The organism is Vibrio sp. 9-16B-A1, from assembly GCF_056726165.1.
The window spans coordinates 1-26,152 of the sequence record NZ_JBSDZD010000004.1; the positions used below are offsets into that span (position 1 = coordinate 1).

Sequence of the window (26,152 nt, forward strand, 5' to 3'; positions counted from 1 at the left end):
TGTAACCCTCCCCAAAAAACTGGTCACTAGTAATTAGAGCTTTTCCGTTTACACTGAAACAAACGGAGAACGCATGATGAAGAAATCACGCTACACAGAGACACAAATCGTCAGGATCCTCAAGGAAGTGGAAGCAGGCCGAAAGGTCAATGAAGTTTGCCGTGAATATGGCATCTCTGATGCGACTTACTACAACTGGAAATCCAAGTATGGTGGTATGGAAGCATCGGATGTGAAACGCCTGAAAGAGCTTGAAGATGAGAATCGAAGGCTCAAACAGATGTTTGCTGATCTCAGCCTTGAGCATCGCATTGTCAAAGACATTCTGGAAAAAAAGCTCTAAAGCCAGCGGTTAAACGGGAACTGGTCGATTATGTTCGCAAACAGTTCCAAACCAGCCTGAGAATGGCCTGCCGCGCAGTTGGCATCAGTGATTCGGTATATCGCTACCGGCCAGATCCTCACCGGGATGATGAGGTGATAGCCAAACTTCAGGAAGTAACTGAGCGGTATCCTGCATACGGATTTGGCAAGGTATTTGCCGTGCTCAGGCGTTGGGGGCATGCATGGAACCATAAACGGGTTCATCGTGTTTACTGTTCTCTGAAACTGAACATGCGCCGCAAGGGCAAAAAACGCTTACCCAAGCGCGAGCCCGCGCCCCTGATATGCCCGGACTGGGTCAACAGCTGTTGGTCTATCGACTTTATGAGTGACTCACTGAACTGTGGCAGACGCTTTCGCACATTCAATGTCGTGGATGACTTCAACCGTGAAGTACTCGCGATTGAAGTGGACCTGAATCTGCCCGCTCCACGGGTGATACGGGTTCTCGAACGTATCATTGCCTGGAGAGGCTATCCCGGAAAACTGCGAATGGACAATGGGCCAGAGTTTATCTCAACCGCTTTGGCTGAATGGGCAGAAAAAAACAAGGTGGAACTTGAGTTCATTCGGCCAGGAAAGCCCACAGAAAACTCGTATATCGAGCGTTTTAACCGGACGTACCGGACAGAAGTTCTGGACATGTATGTGTTCAAAACACTGAGTGAAGTCCGGGAACTGACGGAAAACTGGATGAGGGAGTACAACGATGAACGCCCTCATGAATCACTGAATGATCTGACTCCCTGGGAGTATTTAGCAAGGCATGAAAACAGGAAAACCTCTAATTTAGAATGCCACTAAAACAGGGAGGGTTACACCTGCAGACCCTGAATCAAGTTCAGGGTGACACAGTGGGCGTGGTGATGGGAGTGGCTTAGAACAGGCTGGTACAGAAACCCTCAGGGTCAGGTCTTGCCTTTTGCTAGCAAGACCTGACGCTAACAACACTCGCTTTTGGTTCCGGTTGGCAGCGGTGTTTACAGTGCTCTGGTTTAAGTTTTGTGGCGTTAGCAGCCGCTTAATTGGGCGCCATACCTATGCAACCACTTGAAATTCAAAAATATGCCTACATATTGATATCGTCAATTAATCAAATGTAGGGATACATATGTCAATTCAAAACCTAAATGCTGGCGATATTGTTGTCAGCAACTTTGGTGTTTATCAGCACTGGTCTTTAGTCTCAGACTCTTTATGTGAAAAGGGGCTACCTATGCTCATTTCTGCAACTAAGCGAAATGGCACCGTTCAAGAAGAAAGCTGGGATGTAGTAACTCAAGGTAAACATACCTATCCAGCTAAAGTTACTTACGACCGCCCAGTGCCAGAGGTACTCGAACTCGCTCGTTCTCAAATTGGAGAGTGGAAATACTCACTAACAGACCGAAACTGTGAGCATTTTGCTAAATGGGCTACAGGGTTGAAAATGTCTTCGACTCAAGTTGTTGCTGGTGCAACTGGTGCTGTTTTAGGCGCAAGCTTAGTTGGTTTATGCTCAGAAAATCCGAAGTTTGCTAAGTTTCTCGGTGGTGCATTAGCTCTGGGTGGTCTAGCTGTTTTAGCTACTAAAGCCGTCGAGAAAAAATAGGTATAGCACATATGAGCCTTCTCCTTGTCAGTAGGGAAAAAGGGGGCTGGTCTTGTAAAAATAATGAGTGAACCCTCAGGGTCAGGTCTTGCCTTTTGCTAGCAAGAAGCAAGACCTGACCCTAACAACACTCGGGTTTTGTCTGTGGATCAAGCGTTAGCATGTAGGAGCAACATGAAAAAAATTCTCATCATTGGCAATTCGGGATCAGGAAAGAGCTGGTTGTCAGAGCAGTTGTCACGAAAGCTCCAGTTGCAAGAGGTTAACTTAGACTCAATTGTATGGGAGCCCGGTGGCTATAACCGGAAACGATCCCCTGAAGCAATTGAAGATGAAATTGCTAGTTTACGAACTCAACATAGTTGGGTGATTGAAGGGGTATTTGGTGCCTTAGCTGAACAGCTTATACCTTCTGCTGATACATTGATATTCCTGGATTTAGAGTGGTCCGTATGTGAGAGTTCCCTTCGTGCGAGGGGGTCAGAGAGTTCGAAGCAACTTGATGTGGAACAGGCGGAGAAAAATTTTAGCGAGTTATTGCAGTGGGCTTCTGAGTACTCGGAACGAGAGTCCAAAAGCTCATTGCAGTTTCATCAGCAATTGTTCAACGATTTTCACGGTAAGAAAATACGTTTTACTACACGCTCACAAGTCAACGCATTTGTTGCGGAAACAACATGCTAAAAATAAGGAGGGGCAGGCCTTGCGTCTTGCGTCTTACCTGCAAGTTCTGATACTAACAACACCCTATATTTCAGTGGTTTGCTAACGCATAACCAATACAACACGCTGTCAGCAGACCCTGAATCAAGTTCAGGGTGACACGGTGGGTGTGGTGATGGGAGTGGCTTAAAACAGGCCGGTACTGGCGGACAGTTCACGCTGTTTGGAACTGTGCCCTTATTGAGTTTTCAGGTCGCTTTACGAGATCCCGGGTCAAGCCCGGGATGACGGTGGTTTGTTTTAATTCACTGTAATATAAGAAAATTCGTCGTCCCGGACGCGCTCCACTGAACATAATCCCACACTCACAGGCAGGCGCGAGCCGGGATCCCGTAACGCGATCTGAGAAACTGAAAAACCACCAGCACGAACAACGGTCATCCTGAGCAAGCTCCCCATAACCCTCCCCGCGCTCTGCAGGTAAAGCGCGACTCAGGATCTACTGTCAACAAGGGCAGAGTCACCTCGCGGTAGCGACTTTTCCATACTTATAGCGAACCCGGTAGCACCTTTAACTTCAGTGGGTTGCTAACGCATAACCGATACAACACGCTGTCAGCAGACCCTGAATCAAGTTCAGGGTGACACGGTGGGTGTCGTAATGGAAGTGGCTTAAAACAGGCCGGTACTGGCGGACAGTTTGTGCTGTTTGGTACAGTGACCTTACTGAGTATACAGCTCGCTTTGCGAGATCCCGGGTCGAGCCCGGGATGACCAGGTTTTTCTTTTAATCTATTGTAATAAAAAAGGATTCGTCTTCCCGGACGCGCTCCACTGAACGTCATCAAACACTCACAGGCAGGCGCGAGCCGGGATCCCGTAACGCGATCTGAGAGACTGAAACTACCACCAGCACGAACAGCGGTCATCCTGAGCGTGCTCCCCATAACCCTTCCCGCGCTCTGCAGGTAGAGCGCGACTCAGGATCTTCTTTCAGCAAGTGGAACAAATGGGGTCGCGTCTTGCGTTTTGCCTACAAGTTCTGACACTAACAACGCCCTATATTTCAGTGAATTGCTAACGCACAACCAATACAACGCGCTGTCAGCAGACCCTGAATCAAGTTCAGGGTGACACTGTGGGTATGGTGATGGGAGTGGCCTGCAACAACCTGGCGTTGGCGGACAGTACATACTGCCGAGAGCGGTGCTCTTATTGAGTTCACGGATCGCTTTACGAGATCCCGGGTCAAGCCCGGGATGACCGAGTTTTTCGTTTAATCTATTGTAATAAAAAGAATTCGTCGTCCCGGACGCGCTCCACTGAACTTATTCACACACTCACAGGCAGGCGCGAGCCGGGATCCCGTAACGCGATCTGAGAAACTAAAATACCACCAGCACGAACAGCGGTCATCCTGAGCGCGCTCCCCATAACCCACCCCGCACTCTGCAGGTAAAGCGCGACTCAGGATCTTCTTTCAGCAAGGGCAGAGTCACCTCGCGGTAGCGACTTTGCAACAGGTGCAGCAAATTTGGTATCACCTTTAATTTCTGTGGGTTGCTGTCACCTGATTAGTCGGCGCGCTGTCAGCAGCCCCTGAATCAGGTTCAGGGTGACACGGTGGGCGCGGTAATGGGAGTGGCCTGAAACAGGCTGGTACTGGCGGACAGTTTGTGCTGTCTGGAACGGTGAGCTTATTCAGCTTTCGGATTAGCGCATGAGCAAACTGAATAACTATGCCATTATCAATAAAACACTCAAATGTCAGATTTAATACTTAACCCATCTGACATTGAACTCTGAACAGAAGAACAATGCCAGAAGATGGCCAGTGACCGGTATAGTTATCGGTTTGAACGCTGGCCCGGCGTGTTGTCTTTGATAAGTTCATAGCGAATCCCTGCCATTTCAAATGATTTCATAAGACTTTCGATGTTATTCAGGTAAGTAGCTGTTCTGCCTGAAGGAAACGTTACTTTCATTTTCATTGATAAGATAACCTCTTGTATGACTAATTTGCTGTTGGTATTGCTGCCTGCCAGCGGTAAGCGCAGCTGGTGTTTTATTCTGCATGAATGAATAACTATACACGAGATTTGATTGCCAACCATTTCACTATTGTTAGACGGTTTCTGACAACTTCGTGCTGTCTCAGTGTGTTGCTGACACTTAACTAAGGCGGAATACTGTCCACAGATTCAGAGGCCTCCTCCAATAAAAGGCAACGCCGGACCAGCTACCCACACACAAACAAGATCCAGCATCAATATTTCCACTTCTCACCCACCTCATCATTGTGAAATAAGTTGCACCATGATTTAATCAAACCCCTTGATCCCGTTAGAGATATCAGAACCTGCTTATGTAATGAGACGTCGTGGAAGTGTGGCTTTCTTCCTGGTCCGGCGATTTCATCACAGCAGGTCAGGCTTAACGATGTTCAGGAACAACGTCCCCCGTCATAAAATTCATTACCATGGAATGAGTAACGAATATGAAAACCTCAATTCAGGCTGCTGCCAAATTCATGCTGTTTTGCTTGTGCTTTGCCTTTGCAACTCAGTCCCCCGCCGCTACGGTCACCCAGGTATCCGAAGGGAAGATCAATAAAAAGACCAGTATTATCGTCAGTCTTGAAGATGCGGATAAGGTCATTCACTTCCCGGTGAGCAAAGACAAGACTGAAATCAAAACGAACTGGATCCTGTCGGCAGACCACTCTTTCCAGTATTTTCCGGTGAATAACTATGGGATCGGTGAATATGAAGTCACCTTTACCGGCGCAGACCTGGATGAGGATTTGGAGAAAACCGAAACCATCACCGTCTATGAGCAGGCACCGACAATCCGGGTGCTGGGCAGCGGGCCGTTCTTAAATGCCAGTGGTGACCGGGCTATCCCGGTTGAGAGCGTGAATACAACAGGTGCCACCGTTTCGGTATACAGAGTCGATAACGCGCCAGAGTTGTTCAGCGAGTATTACTACACCAACCGGCTGAACACCTGGAGTGCCCAGCGGCTGAGAAAAAACTTTGAGCATCAGACGGATCTCAGCTTCAAACTTCCGGCGAGCCTGCCGAATGAGGGAAAAATCTCAAACCTTGTCCTGCCGGATGAACTGGGCAGCGGCTGGTATGTGCTGACCATCAAGCCTTCCAACTCTTTTAACGACCCATCGCTTTACCATGTGCTGTTGAGCGATATTGGCCTGCAGGCAAAACTGTTTGGCAATCAGGCCTCGGTTCAGGCGGTAGATCTGGGCAGCGACACACCGCTTGCCAGCGGCAAGCTGAGCGTGATCAGCAAGGACGGCATTCGCACCACCGCAGAACTTAAAGACGGCTTCGCCCGCTTCGATTACCATGAGCGCAACTCAACGGACGTGTTTATGGTCGAAAGCCAGGGCCGTGTGGCCATTTTGCCGATGAAGGAAGTCCCGCTTGATCTCTCTGATTTTGCAGTCAGTGGCCAGCGCCAGCAGGAACCAGGCGCGTTCATCTTCTCTAACCGTGACCTGTTTAAACCGGGGGAAACGATCTCTGCGAACATCCTGCTGCGAAAAGCCAGCGGTGAGATGCCGGCTGAAAAGAGCGTGTATGTGGAAGTCATCAAACCCGATGGCAAAGTCGCCCTGTCTCAGATGGTTGAAGAAACCGTCGCCGGTCTGTTCAAACTCGATTTTGCCATTCCTCCATCAGCCAGCCTGGGCAAATGGAGCCTGGTGGTAAAAGCCAACCGTAACGCGACGGCCGGGTTTGGTCAGTTCTTCTTTAACGTGGCGGAATTTGTGCCTGAGCGTATGGACCTTGAAGTAGACGTACCAGCCACCATAGCGGCCGGGCAAGCGCTCAACGGAAAGGCATTTGGCCGCTATCTGTTCGGGCAGAAGGCTTCCGGTAACCGTTTTGTGGTTGCCAGCTCCCTCTCTTCAATCCGGCATTTCTCAGGGAAGTTTAAAGACTTCTATGTGGGCAAAAAACACCACATCGTCTACTCCGCCCGCCCGGAAACCCAGGATCTCAAGCTGGATGAAGAAGGACACATCAGCTTCAAACTGGACGCAATCAAACCCGAGGCGCTGGACGGCCCGGCAAAACTGACCCTGACCAGCCAGCTGTTTGAAGAAGGCGGCGCCACGACTACAAGGGTTAAACGCCTGGTGGTCTCGAACGGAAAGTCCGTGGTAGGTATTCGTCCGGCTTCAGAGGAATTCGGCTACTACGAAAACGCGAACTTCTCACTGGTACTGCTTGATGGTGCCGGCAGTAAAGCTCTGCCTGGTGAGATCAACCTGAGGGTTGAACGCAACCGCGGCGGTTACTACTGGATTCACAGCGAGAGCTCCGGCTGGCGGCTGAAACGGGATGACAAATGGCGCATCATCGAATCCAAACCTTTTGCCCTGAATGAGAGCGGGCAGGAGCTGAGCATCCCGGTGGAATGGGGAGATTACCGTATTATCGCGACCTCCCCGGACGGACAGGAGACGGTTTATCCTTTCTACGTTGGCTGGCGCGATGGCGCGGATCAAATCCCGGTGAAACCGGATCAACTGGCCATGCGGCTGGATAAAGAGAGCTACAACAGCGGGGACACCGTCAGTGTGGAAGTGAACTCGCCGGTCAATGGCCTCGCATCGTTCGAACTGGTCGGAGATAAGTCCTACGTGCAGACGTACCAGCGCATTGAAGGCAAAACCACAGTTCAGATCCAAATCCCGGCCGATCTGGCCCGCCATGACCTGTACCTGATCGCGACTATGGTCAACAGTGAGAACTCCTTTACAAGGCGTCTGCTGGCCGTTTCCCCGGTGAAACTCTACCGCGACAACCGCCGCCTGAACGTGAAAGTGGACACCCCGGAGAAGTTCATTCCCCTGATGACTCAAACGGTCACAGTTAAGGTAGACAGCCAGCAGGCGCTGGAAAATCCATACGTGGTGCTGACCATCGCGGATAAAGGTATTACCAACCTCTCCCGCTATAAGGTGCCGTCGGTATTTGACTGGTTCTACGGCCAGAAACGCCTCAGCGCCGATATCATAGACCTCTACTCAAGGCAGTTTGAATCCCGCCCGTCGTCGTTTATCCGCCACCGCTACGGCGGCGATGAAGAAGGTAACGGCAACAGAGCGCTCAACGATCTGGTCGAGAGCAAGAGCTTCAACCAGGTATTTGCGCCTGTGAAAGTGGACCAGAACGGTGAAGCCCGTATTGAAGTCAGCGTTCCGGACTATAACGGTGAAGTTCAGGTCGTCGCGACCGCCTTTGATGGCAATCGGTTTGGTCACCAGGCAGGAGATGTCACCGTCAGCGCGCCTGTTGTTGCAGAGCTGTCCGTGCCGCGCTTCTTCGCTACCGGCAGTCAGAGCCAGGTGATGATGGAAGTCTCCAACCAGACCGATGAAAACCAAACCATTGAACTGAGCCTCAGCGCGCTTGGCGGTATTACGCTGTCGGGCGACACCCGCTTCACAGCAGAGCTGGAGCCGGGTAAGAAAACAAAAATGAGTGTGGATGTCATCGCCGGTAACGCGGTTGATATGGCCTCGCTCAGTCTGAGTATCCAAAGTGATGTACTGAACGTGAACCGCAGCTGGCGGGTGCCTGTGCGCTCACCATCGCCGTTTGTAACCAAAAAAGACGCCCGGGTGCTGGCACCAGGTGACGCAGTACGGATTACCCCGGCGCAGTGGGATGGCGTTCTGCCAATGGGACAGGGCACCAGCTCACTCTCGTTCAGCCGCACCCCGCAAGTTGAGCCAATGGCGTTTGTGCGCGATCTGTTCCGTTACCCTTATGGCTGTGTTGAGCAGACCACCAGTAAAGCCTTTCCGTGGCTGCTCAATGAAGACAGCCTGCTTCCTCTGAAAGAAGCGGCAGCCGGTGATAAGTCCGAAAAAGAGATTCTGATGCGGACCATCTCGCGGCTGGAAAACTACCAAAACAGCTACGGTGGCTACGGGCTGTGGGGAAGCGCTTCAACAGAGCGCGCCTGGCTGACGGCTTATGTCGCTGACTTCTTCTTAGCCACCAACCAGCGCTATCCTGGCCTGGTGAACGAAGATACGGTTAAACGCACCGTCAACCGGGTGAAGTACCATCTGGTTAACTCTTCCGATACGGATGACAAAGCCTACGCCGGTTATGTACTGGCCTCCCACGGTTTGCTCTCTTTTGCGGAAGCAAGGCATAACCTCAAGTCTCTTAAAACCAAAGACAGCCTGACGGCGGCTTATCTGGGGGCGACCTTCTATCTGCTGGGTGACAGGCAACACAGCCTGGTGCGTTTTGTCAGAAGTAAGCTCACCCTGAAGTACTATGCTCAGCCGCAAAGCGACAACTACTACGATTCTGCGATGTCATCCAGCGCCAAAGTGATCTCACTGGTGAGCGAACTGGAGAAAGTCGGCCCGATCGATCCAGAGCTGGAAACCCTGCGCACCATGCATGCGGAAGCCATCCTCGCGAAGGTGAAGGAACGCCGTTACTTCAGCACCCAGGAGAAATACGCACTGGCCATGGCCGGCTTCCACCTGCAGGCGCTCAACACCCAGAGCGCAGAAGTCACCCACAATCACGAAAAAGTCGTTCTCTCTGAGCCTGTCCCTATGCTGCCGGGGGATGAGTTCATCAACACCTCAGAGCACACCCTGTATGTGACCAAATCCATTGAAGGCTATGCCGACCCGGCTCTGCTGAAAAGCAGCATTGAATCGGAGCTGGTTAAGCGAGCCTACCTGAACCGGGAAGGCTCTGAAGTGGATCTGGCGAAGGTACGCACCGGTGATATCATCATCGCCCGGGTGACCTTTGAGCTGCTGCAAAACGTAGAGCAGGGAATGCTGATTGAGCACCTGCCAGCGGGCATGGTGCTGGAAAATCCTGACTACACCGGCTCTGCAGAGCTGCTTAAATCACTGGACTTTGCATCGTCAGAGTCAGAAATGACGGAGTACCGAAACGACCGGTTTGTCACCGCAGGCAGCTATTCAGCCGGAGAGGAATACACATACTACTATGTGATGCGCGCAGAAACCCCGGGCACATCGGTTGTACCGCATATCTTTATTGAAGATATGTATTCGCCGGAGCACTTTGTGTATGAGCCACCGGGCACAGCCGCGAAGCTGACCATTAAACGCTGATGACCGGCTGTAAACCTTACCTGAAAACAGCAGGCGCGGTGCTGGCCACCGCCCTGCTTGTCTGGGTGAGCTGGAACGCCCTTAACCGGGCGTTTCCTCTGCCTGATATCGGGCAGCGCAGTCACGCGGTAAACGTCCGCGCCGAAGACCATGAAACACTGCGCCAGTTTGCCGATCACAATGGCGTGTTCAGAACGCCGGTGGATGTCTCTCAGGTTTCGCCGGTCTATATTTCCACCCTGCTGGCCTATGAAGACCAGCAGTTCTACTCTCATCCGGGCGTTGACCCTGCCGCGCTTATCCGGGCGGCGGGCCAGCGCCTTATCCACGGCCGGATCATCTCCGGCGGCTCAACCATCACCATGCAGGTGGCGCGCCTGCTGTATGACTGCGACCGCAGCTACACAGGTAAACTGGTGCAGATCTTCCGCGCACTTCAGCTCGAACAGCGCTACTCAAAAGATGAAATTCTCAGCCTCTATCTGACCTATGCGCCAATGGGCGGCAACATCGAAGGGGCGGAGGCCGCCAGCCAGCGCTACTTTGGCAAATCAGCCCGCCTGCTGAACATCTCAGAAGCCGCCCTGCTGACGGTGTTGCCCCAGCGCCCGAGCGTCTACCGCCCGGATCGCTATCCGGAGCGGGCGTTTAAGGCACGCAATAAAGTGCTGGAGCGCCTTGTCAGCCATCAGCTGCTCACCCCTGCTGAGTATGAGCTTCTCTCAAAAGAGGCGGTAGTATCGCGGCGTCTGCCGATCAAACGCGACGTGCCCCTGCTGGCCAGAGAGCTGAAAAAACGCTGGGAAAATGAAAGCGACATATCCACCTTCATCAATGCCCGATGGCAGGCCAGCGTAAGCTCGCTGATCGCCCGGCGCTTCTCGTCACTCGACAGTGATCTGTCCGTCGCCACCCTGGTGATGGAGAACGAAACCGGCAGGATCCGGGTCTACAAAGGCTCGCTGGATATCGAAAGCACCCGCAGCTACGGTCACGTAGATATGACCAAAGCGGTACGCTCGCCGGGCTCCACCCTCAAACCTTTTATCTACGCTATGGCGCTGGATGATGGCCTGATCCACTCAGAAAGCCTGCTGACGGATATTCCGCTGAGTTTTGGCGATTACAAACCGCAGAACTTCAATCACCGTTTTCAGGGGGAGATCTCTGCCAGTGAAGCGCTGCAGCGCTCAAAGAACGTGGCTCCGGTAAGGCTGCTGAGCCACATCGGCGTTCCCCGCTTTACCGAAAACATGGAAGTGCTCGGCAGCTCACTGCGGCTGAGCGAAGCCAACCTGACCGTAGCCCTTGGCGGCGGTGGTTCAACCCTGCGGGAACTGGTGATGTACTACTCTGCCCTCGCCCGCGGTGGCGAGGCGATCAAACCCCGCTTCACCGTCCATGACCCGGAAGAGCAGGCGCGCCTGATGTCTCCGGAAAGTGCCTGGATTGTGAAAGCGATACTGCAGGATATCCGCCCACCCGACCGGGCCCGGAGCAAATTCGGCCGCAAAATCGCGTGGAAAACCGGTACAAGCTACGGCTTTCGTGATGCCTGGGCAATCGGAGTGAGCGCAGATTACACCACCGGAGTCTGGGTTGGCCGCCCTGACGGCTCCCCCTACGTCGGCCAGACCGGCGCCACCATGGCCGCCCCGCTGCTGTTCGATGTGTTCGACCTGCTCCCGGACGATACCCTGGCCACAGAGCAACCGGAATCCGTACAGACCACCGAAATCTGCTGGCCCAGCGGCCTCAACGCCCGCCTCGTCCGCGAGCCGGACTGCCACATCAAACGCACCGCCTGGACCATAGACGGCCTGACCCCGCGCACCCTGCGCCGCGACAACCAGCCAGAAAACCTGCATAAATGGCCCCAGTCCCTGAAATCCTGGCGTCAGCAACTCACCACCAACAGCACCACCATAGACATCATCAGCCCGGAAGACGGCAGTTACATCTACCCCTACCCCGGCCAGCTCATCGAATTGAAAGCATCATCAGACGAAGTACGCTGGTATCTGGATGACAAGGTCAGTGAAGACAAAATAAGCGCAGAATCACTCTCCGGCAGGCACAAAATCACCGCCTGTAATCCGTTTTCGTGTTCTGAGGTGTTTGTGAGTGTTTATTGAGGGGTCTGTATGCACCAGTTTCAGGATCTGTTGACAACGTGCCGTATTAGTCGCCCATTAGCAAATAATTGAAATAGCAGACATTGTTAGCACCACGTGTTGCTAGCAGAAGGCAAGACGCGACCCCATTTGCTCGCGTGGTGCCTCTGACGGTGCTCATAATAAGTAGACGTTGCAACATCGAATACTGTGCAGACCATTTCGACAGACTCTTGCTCCCTCAATTGGTCTATCATCGTGTACGTTCGAGTTCGTCCGACTTCAAGAGAGCTGTAGCTTTTTTAGAATGACCTTTTCTCGTTCAAGTCGATTAATCCTAGCCTCTAGTTCTTGGATCTTCTGCTGCTCTGGCGTTAAAGCTTTGGAAGTTGGCGTACCTCCATTCCGTTCTTGCTTAAGCTGTTTGACCCAGCGTCTGAGGACCGTTTCCCCTATGTTTAAGGAACGACTCGCTTCTGGGACTGAGTAACCCTGGTCGAGTACCAAACAGGCCGCTTCAAATTTGAACTCAGCGGAAAATGAACGACGTTGTCTTGTCATGGAACACCTCTTTCTTTGGTGGGGATTCTACCACCTGAAATGGTGTCCGGGTTTATTAGACCACTACAAGAAGAGAAAGGCTTCGGAGGCAGAAAAGTTTTAATCTTTAATGTCCTCCGACATAAAAAAGGCCCGCTTGTCATAGCGGGCCTTTTTATGAGCTTTGAACAATGCCTTGTTCTAGAGGGCAGGGGTTAACAAGTAAAAGTTGCTTTCATCGTTATTATGAGTGATCAGCACCGCCTTATTGGCATTATCGTAAAAGACAAATTGACCTTGCTGAGTTTGATTCTCAATCCTCGGTAAGCTGTAAGTGGCTGCTTCACCAAGATATTGACTATCAGATACTTTTAGTAAGGTATTTTTTCCTATTTGGTAACAATCAGCTTGTTCAAAATATAGTACTTCACTCTGACTGGCAGATTCAGCAAGAGATGTAATTCGGTTACTACAGCTACTTGCATCCTGACTTAGTGGCAACTGGCCTGAGTAAATCATGTCTTTTGATTTATCCGCATCTATCGTAAATGTGTTACCACATTTTGTGTAAATTCTGGCGCTCTTGTCTATCCATAAGTCATTACACATACTGTAGTCACCATGATAAGGGGAGTCATAGGCATAGCTGGCACTGTCTTGGGTTATTGCATATTTCTCAATATCAGCCGGCGATACGTCTGTCGTCATTAGATAGAGTGAACTTCCATCGGGCGATAGCTTTATTTTTGATCGGTGGCGTAAGCTCCAATTGGTCGATTTTGTTACTGCAGAAGTGTCAGTATTAAGAATGAATAATTCAGTCCATTGTCCATCAGCTGGAACGATGAAGGCTTTATTAGCATGCGCTGCGACGTCAAATGCACTGGTTGGGGAAGGTATTTCAGAGACACTCGAGCTGGAGAGGTCCAACGAGCTTGATTTGATTACAGTCACAAGGGCGTCATGAGCCACAATGATATTGCCATTGTCTTTGGCCACCGCAACTGCAACTGGTGCTTTGTTTAACTTCAGTTTGCTCACAGCAAAAGAGCTTGAGTCATAAAGGTATAAAGCATTTTCGGGTTTGCTAGAGACAACGGCAATCGCATTCAGCGCTGAACTGAATTCGGCGTCGATAACGTTGTGGTTGAGCTTATGCTGTTGAGCTACCGTGAAAGCATTTTTCGCTTCATAATCAATATTTACTGGTAATACTATCGGGCTACCGTTTACATGTTGATTGCATGACATATCGTAACAAACATTGACGTTGACACTTGCTGAGTACTGGTCAATGAACTGTAGATTGACGGGAGAAAAATGAAGGCTTAAGTCTACCTGTGAGGAACTGATCTCCGACCTACTTATATGGTTTATTAAGTTGCCCTGCGCACTTGGGTGGATGTAGACGCTACTGGTATCAACTCCTTGCAGATGAAGCGAAACAGGCAGAGTCATACCATTTATCAGCTCATTAGCATTGACGTTTATATCGGCGAGCGAAGAAGTTACTTGCGTTTTGGGAACAATGAACTCAACAGGAATTCGAGTCGGGGAGCCGCTAATGTAGCTGCTACAAGTGGAGTCGTAGCAAAACTCAATGGTGAGTGTATCTTTGTATGTCCCTTCACTTAACCCAGCAAAGGCCGCAAAGTAGACGGTAAGAGTTGCACTCGAATCCGAGTGAATCTGTAGGCTACTGTCTTTTACCATCGGGTAATTAGCAGCAGAGATACGATAGAAGACATTAGTTGGCTCGGAGAAAGAGAGCGATAAATTAAAATCGATCGGTGTAGTCGATACACTTGATGGCTCTATGGTTAAGCGCTCTGTTTGGCTTGATATTGTGATCTTGTTTCTTGCGGCGGCTGAAGAGCTGCTATCAGCCCCCCCTCCACACGCAGCTAATAAGATTGTAGAAATTAAAATAATGAAAGTGTGTGTTTTTTTCATTTAGAGTTGCCAGCTGATTTTAGTGTTGTTTCATATTATTTTATCACTTAACTCAATGAATTGTGCATCATTAATTTGCTGGGTATGTATTTTCTGCTTGTAGGGATCCTTTTTTGCTTTAATAGTCACATTACCTATTAAAGCAAAAGGCAGCAGCTGTTAATTCTTACGCAAAACTGGGGTCGCGTCTTGCCTTTTGCGATGTATTCGACCTGCTCCCGGACGATACGCTCACCACAGAACAACCGGAATCCGTACAGGCCACCGAAATCTGCTGGCCCAGCGGCCTCAACGCCCGCCTGGTCCGCGATCCGGACTGCCACATCAAACGCACCGCCTGGACCATAGATGGCCTGACCCCACGCACCCTGCGCCGCGACAACCAGCCGGAAAACCTGCACAAATGGCCCCAGTCCCTGAAATCCTGGCGTCAGCAACTCACCACCAACAGCACCACCATAGACATCATCAGCCCGGAAGACGGCAGCTACATCTACCCCTACCCCGGCCAGCTCATCGAACTGAAAGCGTCATCAGACGAAGTACGCTGGTATCTGGATGACAAAGTCAGTGAAGACAAAATAAGCGCAGAATCGCTCTCCGGCAGGCATAAGATCACCGCCTGTAATCCATTTTCGTGTTCTGAGGTGTTTGTGAGTGTTTATTGATGGTGAGGCGTTCTGAGAGACCCAAACAACCACCGGCACGGAAAGCGGTCATCCTGAGCAAGCTCCCCATAACCCTCCCTACTCTCATCAGGTAAAGCGCGACTCAGGATCTGCTGTCAGCGAGGGCAGAGTCACCTCGCGGTAGCGACTTCGCCATACTTACAACGGACTCTATATAAGCTCCATATTTCAGTGTGTTGCTAACGAACAACCCGGCTTGTTTAATACTGTGCCCTTGTTGAATATACGGATCGCTTCACGAGATCCCGGGTCAAGCCCGGGATGACCGTGCTTGTTTTCTAATTCATTGTAATAAAAGAAAATCGTCGTCCCGGACGCGCTCCACTGAACATAATTACACGCTCACAGGCAGGCGCGAGCCGGGATCTGGTGAGGCGAACTGAGAAGCCCTGAAATAACAAAAGGGAGCCAAAATGGCTCCCTCACTACTTGCTTAGTTTTGGGCAGGTTTTACCCGAATCTTGCTCTTGGCTACAGTCGTCAGGTTCAGGCTGTTCATCGCCGCCTTTGCCTCATTCTCGTCTGGCATTTCAAGGAACGCGAAACCCTTTGACTGGCCTGTTTCCTGATCCAAAACCAAATCACATTGGGTAACAGTGCCGTGAGCAGAGAACAGAACCCGAACTTCGTGCTCTGTTGTGGTTCGCGCTAAATTGCGGACTAAAAGTTTCATAATATTTACCTGGTGTAAGTTGCGGTGCAATTGTCTCAGGTATGGGCAGGCAAACCAAGGAGAGTTTTAGTCTGACAGCACAGTTCCCAATCGCGCCTCCCCGGTCTTCTGCTCTCCCCGATTCGCTCTGGCGATGAACAACAGGCCAATCAAAGGAACCACAACGGCCGCATAAGGGATCATGCCTGCGCCCAACTGGCTGTCCAACACCATGCCTCCGAGGAAGCCACCAAACGCATTCGCCAGGTTAAAGGCCGATATGTTGGCGGTCGCTGCCAGTTCCTGGCCATCACCACCATGGTTCATTACCCGCAGCTGCATGGCTGGTACATTCGCAAATGAGGCGATACCAAAAACAAAGGCAGTGACGACAAACAGCCATTTGCTTTCCACCGAAAGACCAACCAGCACCAGTGACACAATCATGGCAGAAGCCCAGAACATCGATGCTTTTTGCAGGTTTTTGTCAGAAGATCGGCCACCAAGGGTATTGCCCACAATCAGTCCCACACCAACAATGACCAGAATCCAGGTCACCGCATTTTCTCCAAAGCCGGTGATGTGCATCGCGATTGGTGCGATATAGCCGTACATGGTCATAAATCCGGACCAGGCAAACACGGTGATCGCCAGGCTTATCAGCAGCATCGGATTTTTAAACGCTGCCAGCTGAGCTTTTACGTCTTTGGCTTCACCATGACCTGTCGACTGAATAGCAGAGATGATAAACAGCAGGGCGACCACACCAAATGCTGCCACGGTGATAAAAGTGGTATGCCAGCCAAACTGAAGGCCAATCCAGGTACCACCAGGAACACCCAGTACGTTCGCCAGGGTCAGCCCTGCAAACATCTGCCCGACCGCGCGGCCTGCCATTTTCTCAGACACCAGGTTAGTCGCGACCACGGCACCAATTCCATAAAAAGGCCCCTGTACCAGGCCGGTGATCACCCGGCTGACCATCAGCACCAGATAGTCAGGCGCAAAAGCTGACATCAGGTTGCCAAGGATAAACAACACCATTAACCCGGCCAGCACCGCTTTTTTGTTAAAACGGGCCAGATAGATGGTAAGTAAAGGGCCACCAAACACAATGGCCAGCGCGTAAGCACTGATAAGGTAACCTGCCTGCCCTTCCGTAATGGCCAGCGAGCCTGCGACCTGAGGCAGAATACCTGCGATGACAAACTCTGCCGTGCCAATGGCAAAGGCGGCGAGCGTCAGGATCCAGACCTGTAACGGCATTTTTTCTCTGTTCATGGGAAATCTCTTTGTGTTGAATCTGTTTAAGTTCTGCGGTGCCAGTAAGGCTTGCCGTGACACCGCCGTTACCTGAATGGAGCCAGTATATTCATTAGGATTAATTTGATAATTGAGCAATAATTGAAATCATTATTTGGATGAGACGAATAATCACTATTCAGGAGTGCGTGTGGACAAGTTTTCTGACATGACGTTGTTTGTCAGCATCGTCAAAAATAACGGGTTAGCTGCAGCCGGACGGGAGTTAAACCTGTCGCCGGCCACTGTGACAGCAAGGCTGCAGGCGCTGGAAGAAAGGTATGGAGTGAAGCTGCTCAACCGCAGTACGCGGCACATCTCCCTGACAGAGTCCGGCGCTATGTATCACCAGGCCTGCCTGAACATTATCGACAGCGTCAAAGAGACAGAGAACTTACTCCAGACCGGAACCCGGGAAGTGCGCGGCACCCTGAAGATTTCAGCGCCAAGGGATATCGGCAAGCAGTATCTCTCCCCGCTCATCTCAGAATTTTCCGGCCGCTACCCGGATGTGGTGCCTTACCTGTACCTCAACGACAACTTATCCAATCTGGCTGAGTCCGGCCTGGATGTGGTGATCCGCTATGGAGAGCTGGCAGACAGTAACCTTATCTCACGCAAACTGGCATCAAGCCGGCGGGTATTGTGCGCATCTCCGGATTATCTGGCGCGCAAAGGCACTCCCCTGACACCTCAGGATCTGGCCGATCACGACTGCCTGGCGATGATGCGCAGCAACGAAGAGCTGAAAAGCTGGCACTTTCAGGACGAAGAAAAACACCATGCCATCACCGTGGTTCCCCGGCGTTTTTCTGATGATGGTGAAGTGATTCGTCAGTGGGCTCTGGACGGTGCGGGTATTGCGCTCAAATCGATCCTTGATGTACAGGATGATATCCGCCAGCAGCGACTGGTGACGATATTAGACGGGTATATGAAAAACTTTAACACCTCCACTTCTTCGGCGGGCGCTGATCTGAATGCGATTTATCTGAGCCGGAAACATCAGCCCAAAAGGCTGCGGCTGTTTCTGGATTTTATGACAGAATATTTTAGCGAGCGATTTGAATAGCCTGTGAAAGTGAAGCAGCAGTTCAGGATGTCGCGAGGGTGGAGGCTGTTACCAGAGCAGCCCACAACATCACAGCCCCGCCGCTTTTGGTTTGGTTTTTCTTCCTCAGATCAGAGCCATTCCGACCATACCCAGCAGATAAACGTTGGCAAAGAAACCTATCATGTAGAAGTAACTGCGTGGACTTGGATTCTTTTCCGTCGCGATCGCGTAGTAGAGCACCATGTGAACCACCCTTGCTGCCGCAAACACCCACAGCACAACAGCCAGTGAGAAGGCATCAACGCCAATAAACATCGCAAGCATGGCTGGTGCGATCAGCTGGATGATGTTTTCCAGTGAGTTCTGATGCGTTCTGTGACTGCGGAACACAAAAGATTCATGGCCCAGATTGTCAGCGACCACACCCGGAACATATGCGCTCTGCTTACGGTGAGCGATGGTTGCTACGAATCCCTGCACAACAACGGTCAGGATGATAAAGAACAGGGCAGTAATGGCTGCATGGTATTCAGCGAACATAGGTTTGACTCCAGATAAATTGCGCGCAATTGATTTATTCGCAACTTTATTGGAGTCAGGTCAAAAGATCAAGTATATTGTGCACAACTTATTTATTCGCAATCAGACGCCATGAAAGACACAGACAGCATTATTGATATCGAAAACCAGATTTGTTTCGCGCTGTACAGCGCCAGTAACGCCGTTCTGCGGGCATACCGGCCTTTGCTCGATGAGCTGGATCTTACCTACCTTCAGTACATGACGATGATAGTGCTGTGGAAACAGGCACCGCTTAACGTGAAAGAGATAGGCAGGAAAATGCATCTGGATTCCGGCACCCTGACCCCTCTGCTTAAACGCCTCGAGCAAAAGGGTCTGATAAGCCGCAACCGCAGCAGCCAGGACGAGAGGGTAATGAAAATCAGCCTGACTGAGCAGGGCGAAGAACTGCAACACAAGGCCGCCTCAGTGCCAGGTAAACTGGCTTGTAAAGTAGACCTGGCCATGGAAGACGCGCTGGAGCTGAAACGGATTACGGATTCTTTGGTGCAGAAGCTGAGCTGATGTGGTGCTGAACTGTTTGTGCTGTTTGGAACGGTGATCTTTTTTAGTTTACGGCTCGCTTTACGAGGTCCCGGGTCAGGCCCGGGATGACCAATTTTTCTTTTAATTCATTGTTAATAAAAAGCATTTATCATCCCGGACGCGCTCCACTGAACGTAATCACACACTCACTGGCAGGCGCGAGCCGGGATCCCCTGACGCGGCCTGAGAATCCAAACAGCCACCAGCACCGACAGCGGTCATCCTGAGCGCGCTCCCCATAACCCTCACCTCTCTCAGCAAGTTAAGCGCGACTCAGGATCTTCTCCCTGCAAGCGCAGAGTCACCTCGCGGCAGCGACTTTGCCAGAGTTACAGCTAATTCGGTATCACCTTTAACTTCAGTGGGTTGCTAACGCATAACCGGATCGGCGCGCTGTGAGCAGACCCTGAATCGGGTTCAGGGTGACATATTTGGTATGGTGGTGTTGGTGGCCTGATTCAGACTGGTGTTCATGGATAGGCCGTACTGTTTAGTGCGGTTATCTTTTTGAGTTTACGGATCGCTTTACGGGGTCCCGGGTCAGGCCCGGGATGACCGGAGTTATTATAATTCATTGTAATAAAAACAATTTGTCATCCCGGACGCGCTCCACTGAACGCAATCACACACTCACTGGCAGGCGCGAGCCGGGATCCCCTGACACGGCCTGAGAATCCAAACAGCCACCAGCACCGACAGCGGTCATCCTGAGCGCGCTCCCCATAACCCTCACCTCTCTCAGCAAGTTAAGCGCGACTCAGGATCTTCTCCCTGCAAGCGCAGAGTCACCTCGCGGCAGCGACTTCACCATAGTTACAGCTAATTCGGTATCACCTTTAATTTCTGTGGGTTGCTGACGCCTAACTGTTACGGCGCGCTGTAAGCAGACCCTGAATCGGGTTCAGGGTGACATATTTGGTATGGTGGTGTTGGTGGCCTGATTCAGACAGGTGTTCGTGGATAGGCCGTACTGTTTAGTGCGGTTATCCTTTTGAGTTTACGGATCGCTTTACGGGGTCCCGGGTCAGGCCCAGGATGACCGGAGTTATTATAATTCATTGTAATAAAAACAATTTGTCATCCCGGACGCGCTCCACTGAACGTAATCACACACTCACAGGCAGGCGCGAGCCGGGATCCCCTAACGCAGTCTGAGAATCCAAACAGCCACCAGCACCGACAGCGGTCATCCTGAGCGCGCTCCCCCATAACCCTCACCTCTCTCAGCAGGTTAAGCGCGACTCAGGATCTTCTCCCAGCAAACGCAGAGTCACCTCGCGGCAGCGACTTCACCATAGTTGCAGCATTACCTTTTACTTTTGTGGGTTGCTGACGCATAACCGAAACGGTGCGCTGTGGGCAGACCCTGAACCGGGTTCAGGGTGACACCGTCGGTGTGGTGGTGTTGGTGCCCTTACCCCCGAATCTTCTTCCGGTACTCCGTCGGCGAGAGCCCGTGAAAACGCCGGAAACGATGGGTAAAATTAAACGGGTCCGGGTAGCCCAGACGCTGGGCGACCATGGCTACGCTCCAGTCCTGGTAGTGCAGGAGGTCGAGGGCCTTTTCCATGCGCAGGCTAATCAGTTTTTGCTGCGTCGTGCAGCCATAGAGCTGCTTACAGACCCGGTTTAACTGCTCAACGGTGATAAAACAGCGCCGGGCCATGCCTGCGACCGTCCACGGCTGGTGAAGCTGGGACTCCACATCATTAAACATACTCTGCACCCGGAGCTGAGTCGTAGACGGGCTGTCTGCGGTACCTGCACCGAGCAGCAGACGGGTAAGCTCACTGAGAAACAGGGTCCGGTAAGCGGCTCGACCACCTATCTCGGTATGCAGGAGCTGAAGCAGCGACCAGATTTGCTCACAGGTACCCATCCCATCAACCCGCTGCCCGGCCTGTACCAGCTGATGCCATTTTGGGGTATTGTCGAGCAGCAGCCAGGACATCTTCCAGCCGATATCCCCGTCATACAACTCAAAACGAAACGGCTGCCCGGCAGGCAGGATCGTCACCGTACCTGGTTCAATCATTATCACCTGGTCTTTGGTGGTCAGCACGCCATAGCCCTCAAGGGTAAAGAGCAGGGTGTGAAGCTCCGGTCTGGTCCGCTCTACATGGTAGCCTTCTTCCAGCACCGTCAGTCCGGCCATAAAGATCTGGTTCTGAACAAACTCCGGGAAGTCCGTCTGAGTCAGAAAACGCTCACGGCAACCGTCCGCCAGATAGATCTCATCTTTCCAGTTTTCAATTGATGCAAATTTGCTCATGTCAAATTCGCACAGGTTTTCAGGATTTTCCCACATTTTGTTCATAATCAAACCTGGTTATGCTCTGCGCCATTAATGATAAATAAATAAGGAGGGCAAACAATGACTATACACAAACTAACACCAACCGTTCATCAGCAGGGTTTATTACCCCGCGTACTTAAGCTTGCCTTCCCGGTTGCCATTCAGAGTGCACTGGTTGCGATTCTGGCAATGGCTGACGTTCTGATGGTCAGTGACTTTGGCCAGCACGCGACGGCCGCGGTCGGTATTGCTTCGCGCTGGCAGTTTGTCGCGCTGATGATCATGGCTGGTATGGCCGCGGCTAACGGCGTTCTGGTATCACAATACTGGGGTAAAGAGGACAAAGTCCACGCCAAAACCGTCACCATGCAGGCACTGAAGTTCGGTTCTGTGATCATTATTCCGGTCACTGCGCTGATCACCGTATTTGCGCCGCAAATCATGCTGCTGCAAACCAGCGACCAGCAGGTTATTACCGCCGGTGCCGAGTATATGCTGTACAGCTTCCCGGTACTGCTGCTGACCCACTGGATCATCACGGTTGAATCGTCACTGCGTTCCAGTGGTAACGCAATGCTGCCGCTTATTATCAGCACCCTGACGATTGCGCTGAACATTACGCTGAACTTTATACTGATCCACGGAATGTTCGGCCTGCCTGCGATGGGCGTAGCCGGTGCAGCACTGGCGACCACCCTGTCGCGTATGGCGCAGGTGCTGATCATGTGGGCGATTCTGAGCTACAACCGCAACTGGCTTCTGACCAGCCGCTACATTCCAAAGCACCATACGCTGTGGATGTCGTTTAAGAAGCTGGCGATCCCGAGTTCATTCAGCGCCACCCTGTGGGCGGCCGGTACCCTGAGTTATCAGATGATCATCGGTCATATCGGTACCACTGAACTGGCGGTGTACAGCATGATCGCTCCATTCGAGTCACTGTGTTACTCGGTATTTTTCGGAATTTCAGTAGCCTGTTCGGTGCTGATCGGCCAGTCACTGGGGCGTGATGAGTTTGATGATGCCCAGATGATCTCAAAGACCATGATGAAATCGGTAATCATCCTTGGTCTGTCGCTGGGCGCCCTGCTGCTGCTCGGCCGTGACTATGTGATCGCCGCGCTGAACCTGAACACACCAGAGCTGTATGAGTTCGCGCTGCCGGCTATTGCGGTAATGGCTTCGGCTATCTGGATCCGGATGCTGAATATGATCATTATCAACGGCGTTCTGCGCGCCGGTGGTGAACACATGTTCTTTATCCGCATGGACCTGATTGCAATGTGGATGGTGGGTATCCCGCTGACCGCTTACGGTGCCTTTATCGGTGAGTGGAGCTTTGGCTGGGTATACCTGGCGATCATCAGCGAGGAGTTTGTTCGTCTGTTCCTCTGCTATCGCCGCTACCGCGAAAAGCGCTGGGTTGCCAACCTGACCCTGCAGACTGCTCAGGCATAAGTCATAAAAAAGCCCCGGTTCATCCGGGGCTTGTTATATTCAGCTTCAGCGCACTTAAGCGTGTTGCTTTGCAGTGTTCTCAGCAATCTTCACGATCACCTGTACTGATTTTTCCATCTGCTCAATCGAGATAAACTCGTGAATACCGTGGAAGTTGTAGCCACCGGTAAAGATGTTCGGACATGGCAGGCCCATAAATGACAGACGGGCACCATCGGTACCGCCACGGATCGGCTTGATCAGCGGCTCCACATCGCATTCCACCATGCTCTGCTTCGCCAGTTCAATGATGTGTGGATGCGGCTCAACCATTTCACGCATATTGCGGTAATTATCGGTCAGTACCAGTTCCACACGGCCTTTTTCCAGCTTCGCGTTCAGCTCATCCACTTTCTGCTGCATGAAGGCTTTGCGGCGCTCAATGCCCTCTGCATCGAAATCACGCACGATATAACCCAGCTCAGTGCGGGCTACATTAGCTTCGATAGACTTCAGGTGATAGAAACCCTCATAACCTTCTGTGGTTTCAGGAGTCTCATCAGCCGGCATCATCATCTGGAACTGAGCGGCAATGTTCATCGCGTTCACCAGTTTGTCTTTGGCAGTACCCGGGTGAACACTTACGCCATGGCAGATAACATCTGCGCCGGTCGCGTTAAAGTTCTCAAACTCCAGCTCACCCTGCGGGCCGCCGTCGATGGTGTATGCCCATTTCGCGCCGAACTTCTCAACGTCGAACAGGTCTGCGCCGCGACCGATCTCTTCGTCCGGGGTAAAACCGACACAGATGTCACCGTGCTGGATGTCCGGGTTGGCTTTCAGTACTTCAATCGCGGTCAGGATCTCTGCGATACCCGCTTTGTTGTCCGCGCCCAGCAGAGTCGTGCCATCGGTAGTGATCAGGTTATGGCCGTGCAGCTTGTGCAGGTCCGGGTACTGAACCGGAGACAGTACTTCATCACCCACGCCAAGGGCAATGTCACCGCCCTGGTAATCTTCAATGATCTGCGGCTTAACGTTCAGACCGGACGCATCCGGCGCGGTATCCATGTGAGCGATAAAACCGATCGCTGGTACTTCATGCTCCACATTCGAAGGCAGGCGGCCCATCAGGTAGCCGTTTTCATCCAGGCTGACATCTTCCAGCCCCAGCTCAGTCATTTCGTTTTTCAGCAGCTCAGCCAGTACCAGCTGACCCGGAGAGCTCGGGCAGTGGCTGTTTTTTGGATCGGACTGGGTATCAAAGGTCACGTAACGGAGAAAGCGGTTTGTTAAATTTTCCATGGTTTTCCTAATCTCACTTACCGGAGGCGGGCTCCGTATTCAGAAAAGCCGGGAGAGTCTTAGAATAAAATTCGCTCAACTGACGAGAACACAGACTTCTTCCGGGATGAATCGATGCAATCCAGTGTATGCTTTCATAAGTAACAGAAGTTGCGGTAAATCAGTTTTTCGCCTGATACCGAATCAGGAACACATCAGAGATGGGTATGATTTGACCCAGGTCATACCATTTGAAGGCCCGGAGAGTACCGGGCCGGAAAGAAACAGAGGATTATTCGCCCTGCTGAGCGATCAGATAAGACTTAATCGCAAGGATTTTGCCCTGCTCAAACTCAAAGATGTCGCAGAAACAGAACTGGTTTTCCGCCTCGCCATGGCCTTCCACCACCAGGTGATTGGCGCCCTCAAACTGGCTGGAAACCTGCAAGTAGACCGGCTGTTTTTGCATCTCGCGGCACACCGCTTCGATGGTTTTACTGCCTTTCAGCGTCTCTTTGCCTACGTTATGCCACAGGGTCTCTTCCGTCAGGTAACCAAACAGCTCAGTTCCGTCACCACATGAAAACGCAATGCAGGCGTTTTTCAGTTTCTCATCCATGCTGTTGCTCCTTTTACAGTGTAAATCTTGCCCGGTTAAAATCAGTCGATAACCAGCCGGCCATCGTCGTGAAACTGCCAGAAATCCGCATGTGCGACTTCCCACAGGTGGCCATCCGGGTCCGAGAAGTAACCGCTGTAGCCACCCCAGAAAACATCCTGCGCCGGCTTTTCTATCTTACCGCCACAACGCTCAGCCAGTGCCAGCACTTCATCGACCTGATGACGTTCGCGGGTATTGTGCGCCAGGGTTACACCTGAAAAACCGCTGCGCTGCGCCCCCCACTCCGGTGATACATCTTCAGCCAGTTTATCCAGCGGATAGAGGGCAACGCATACCCCGCCGGTCTGAAAGAAAATGATCCCACTTTCCACCTTATTGCTGGTCGGAAAGCCCAATCCGGTGTAGAAGTCATACGCGCGCTGCAAATCGCTCACGCCCAGGGTAATAATGCTGACTCTCGGTTCCATCTATATCAGTCCCATCTCTTCCAGCCGCAGCAGTATTGCGGTTTTTTGTTCCTGCTTAACACTCTGCCAACTGGTGTTTGTTTGAGCACCTATCATAGCGTAGAGGAAGTTGAGACTCACCGGGCGACCTCTCGTTTTAAGCCTTTGATATAAGAGGAAAGGGTCACGGCTGAGAAAATCAGCCCGGTCTGTTACGCCAACCTCACGCAGCTGCGCTGCACTTTTCGGCCCCAGCCCGGGCAGGCTTGCCAGGTCATCCTTAACCATTTAACTCTCCTCAGCTTCCTGTGCTCTCACCAGCGGATTTACTCCGCCGCCACAAACGGTGGCCCACTTTACTGTGAACACCCCGGGTCAGGCTTTTCAGCCGGTTCTCCAGCACATCCACCCCAACCAGAATACTGACCACCAGCACCGACATCTTCATCGCCGGAAACAGGTGCCCTGTACCAATCATGACACCAATTGCGGCCAACACCCAAATCGTAGCCGCAGAAGTTACCCCCACCACCGCCCCGTCTTTAGCGAGCATGACGCCGGCTCCCAGAAAGCCGATACCGGTGATCACCTGCCCGACCACGCGGGACGGGTCCATGCCATCGGTCTGAAGCCAGAACGCGCTGGTCAAAAACAGGTAGGTTCCCAGGGTTATCAGAGAGGCGGTACGAATACCGACCGGCTTACCACGGCGCTGGCGCTCAAAACCCACCAGCGCACCACAAAAAACCGCCGCCCCAATCGACGACCACTCAAACGGCGACACATCCAGATATTGCCACCACATAAGGCAGTTACCTTCACTAACGGATAAAAAAGTGCGCGGAGTTTATGCCTGGTTTTATGGGTT

The 26,152-nt window shown here is 51.8% G+C and carries 19 protein-coding genes and 1 pseudogene; 8 read left to right on the forward strand and 12 right to left on the reverse strand.

Features of this window, described 5'->3' with window-relative positions; genetic code table 11:
- The first annotated feature begins 76 nt into the window (after positions 1-76).
- The 5 genes from ACVB80_RS08065 to pbpC all read left to right on the forward strand — a co-directional run bounded on the left by ACVB80_RS08065 (position 77) and on the right by pbpC (position 11,923).
- A protein-coding gene (locus ACVB80_RS08065) for an IS3 family transposase (protein WP_481081072.1) occupies positions 77-1,188 on the forward strand; the annotation gives its coding sequence in 2 pieces (ribosomal slippage) (positions 77-329 and positions 329-1,188; 1,113 coding nt in all).
- A 307-nt stretch (positions 1,189-1,495) separates the two neighbouring features.
- Positions 1,496-1,975 (forward strand): lecithin retinol acyltransferase family protein, encoded by a 480-nt coding sequence (locus ACVB80_RS08070; protein ID WP_481080777.1) that lies wholly within the window; start codon positions 1,496-1,498, stop codon positions 1,973-1,975.
- 174 nt (positions 1,976-2,149) lie between these two features.
- Positions 2,150-2,659, forward strand: coding sequence for a P-loop NTPase family protein (locus ACVB80_RS08075; RefSeq protein WP_481080778.1), 510 nt, complete (start codon positions 2,150-2,152; stop codon positions 2,657-2,659).
- Between the two features lie 2,476 nt (positions 2,660-5,135).
- Complete coding sequence (locus ACVB80_RS08080) at positions 5,136-9,788, forward strand: alpha-2-macroglobulin family protein (protein ID WP_481080779.1); 4,653 nt, start codon at positions 5,136-5,138, stop codon at positions 9,786-9,788.
- On the forward strand, positions 9,788-11,923 hold the full coding sequence (pbpC, locus tag ACVB80_RS08085; RefSeq protein WP_481080780.1) for a penicillin-binding protein 1C: 2,136 nt from the start codon (positions 9,788-9,790) through the stop codon (positions 11,921-11,923). The genes ACVB80_RS08080 and pbpC overlap by 1 nt, the downstream gene beginning before the upstream one ends.
- A 143-nt stretch (positions 11,924-12,066) precedes the next feature.
- On the opposite strand, the pseudogene ACVB80_RS08090 reads toward pbpC, so the two are convergent.
- The 5 genes and pseudogenes from ACVB80_RS08090 to ACVB80_RS08110 form a co-directional block, all read right to left on the reverse strand.
- A pseudogene (locus ACVB80_RS08090) lies at positions 12,067-12,463 on the reverse strand (transposase); the annotation flags it as partial.
- A gap of 180 nt (positions 12,464-12,643) precedes the next feature.
- Positions 12,644-14,395 (reverse strand): hypothetical protein, encoded by a 1,752-nt coding sequence (locus ACVB80_RS08095; protein ID WP_481080781.1) that lies wholly within the window; start codon positions 14,393-14,395, stop codon positions 12,644-12,646.
- A 137-nt stretch (positions 14,396-14,532) separates the two neighbouring features.
- Positions 14,533-14,796, reverse strand: coding sequence for a hypothetical protein (locus ACVB80_RS08100; protein ID WP_481080782.1), 264 nt, complete (start codon positions 14,794-14,796; stop codon positions 14,533-14,535).
- A gap of 721 nt (positions 14,797-15,517) precedes the next feature.
- The gene (locus ACVB80_RS08105) at positions 15,518-15,757 is read right to left on the reverse strand and encodes an RNA recognition motif domain-containing protein (RefSeq protein ID WP_481080783.1); all 240 of its coding nucleotides are present in this window, start codon (positions 15,755-15,757) and stop codon (positions 15,518-15,520) included.
- A 66-nt stretch (positions 15,758-15,823) separates the two neighbouring features.
- Positions 15,824-17,017 carry an MFS transporter gene (locus tag ACVB80_RS08110; RefSeq protein WP_481080784.1) on the reverse strand — a complete coding sequence of 398 codons (1,194 nt, stop codon included), beginning with the start codon at positions 17,015-17,017 and terminating at the stop codon, positions 15,824-15,826.
- Positions 17,018-17,189: 172 nt separating this feature from the next.
- On the opposite strand from ACVB80_RS08110, the gene ACVB80_RS08115 reads away from it, so the two are divergent.
- Entirely contained in the window at positions 17,190-18,110 is a 921-nt protein-coding gene (locus ACVB80_RS08115) for a LysR family transcriptional regulator (protein WP_481080785.1), read from the forward strand.
- A 105-nt stretch (positions 18,111-18,215) separates the two neighbouring features.
- Here the strand turns inward: ACVB80_RS08115 and ACVB80_RS08120 are convergent, their stop codons facing one another.
- Entirely contained in the window at positions 18,216-18,632 is a 417-nt protein-coding gene (locus ACVB80_RS08120) for an MAPEG family protein (protein ID WP_481080786.1), read from the reverse strand.
- Between the two features lie 111 nt (positions 18,633-18,743).
- Between ACVB80_RS08120 and ohrR the strand changes: the two genes are divergently transcribed.
- On the forward strand, positions 18,744-19,178 hold the full coding sequence (gene ohrR, locus ACVB80_RS08125) for a transcriptional regulator OhrR (RefSeq protein WP_481080787.1): 435 nt from the start codon (positions 18,744-18,746) through the stop codon (positions 19,176-19,178).
- Positions 19,179-20,613: 1,435 nt separating this feature from the next.
- Here ohrR and ACVB80_RS08130 read toward each other — a convergent pair.
- Complete coding sequence (locus ACVB80_RS08130) at positions 20,614-21,507, reverse strand: AraC family transcriptional regulator (protein WP_481081073.1); 894 nt, start codon at positions 21,505-21,507, stop codon at positions 20,614-20,616.
- A 66-nt stretch (positions 21,508-21,573) separates the two neighbouring features.
- On the opposite strand from ACVB80_RS08130, the gene ACVB80_RS08135 reads away from it, so the two are divergent.
- A complete protein-coding gene (locus tag ACVB80_RS08135) occupies positions 21,574-22,953 on the forward strand; it encodes an MATE family efflux transporter (RefSeq protein WP_481080788.1) in 1,380 nt (459 codons plus the stop codon).
- A gap of 54 nt (positions 22,954-23,007) precedes the next feature.
- On the opposite strand, the gene pepT is transcribed toward ACVB80_RS08135, so the two are convergent.
- From pepT to ACVB80_RS08160, 5 genes are all read right to left on the reverse strand, one after another.
- A complete protein-coding gene (pepT, locus tag ACVB80_RS08140; protein WP_481080789.1) occupies positions 23,008-24,237 on the reverse strand; it encodes a peptidase T in 1,230 nt (409 codons plus the stop codon).
- 271 nt (positions 24,238-24,508) lie between these two features.
- Positions 24,509-24,835: a nuclear transport factor 2 family protein gene (locus ACVB80_RS08145; RefSeq protein WP_481080790.1), complete on the reverse strand. Its 327-nt coding sequence runs from the start codon at positions 24,833-24,835 to the stop codon at positions 24,509-24,511.
- A 41-nt stretch (positions 24,836-24,876) separates the two neighbouring features.
- The gene (locus ACVB80_RS08150; RefSeq protein ID WP_481080791.1) at positions 24,877-25,305 is read right to left on the reverse strand and encodes a VOC family protein; all 429 of its coding nucleotides are present in this window, start codon (positions 25,303-25,305) and stop codon (positions 24,877-24,879) included.
- Positions 25,306-25,572 (reverse strand): TfoX/Sxy family DNA transformation protein, encoded by a 267-nt coding sequence (locus tag ACVB80_RS08155; protein ID WP_481080792.1) that lies wholly within the window; start codon positions 25,570-25,572, stop codon positions 25,306-25,308.
- 10 nt (positions 25,573-25,582) lie between these two features.
- The gene (locus ACVB80_RS08160; protein ID WP_481080793.1) at positions 25,583-26,089 is read right to left on the reverse strand and encodes an MgtC/SapB family protein; all 507 of its coding nucleotides are present in this window, start codon (positions 26,087-26,089) and stop codon (positions 25,583-25,585) included.
- Positions 26,090-26,152: the final 63 nt, after the last annotated feature.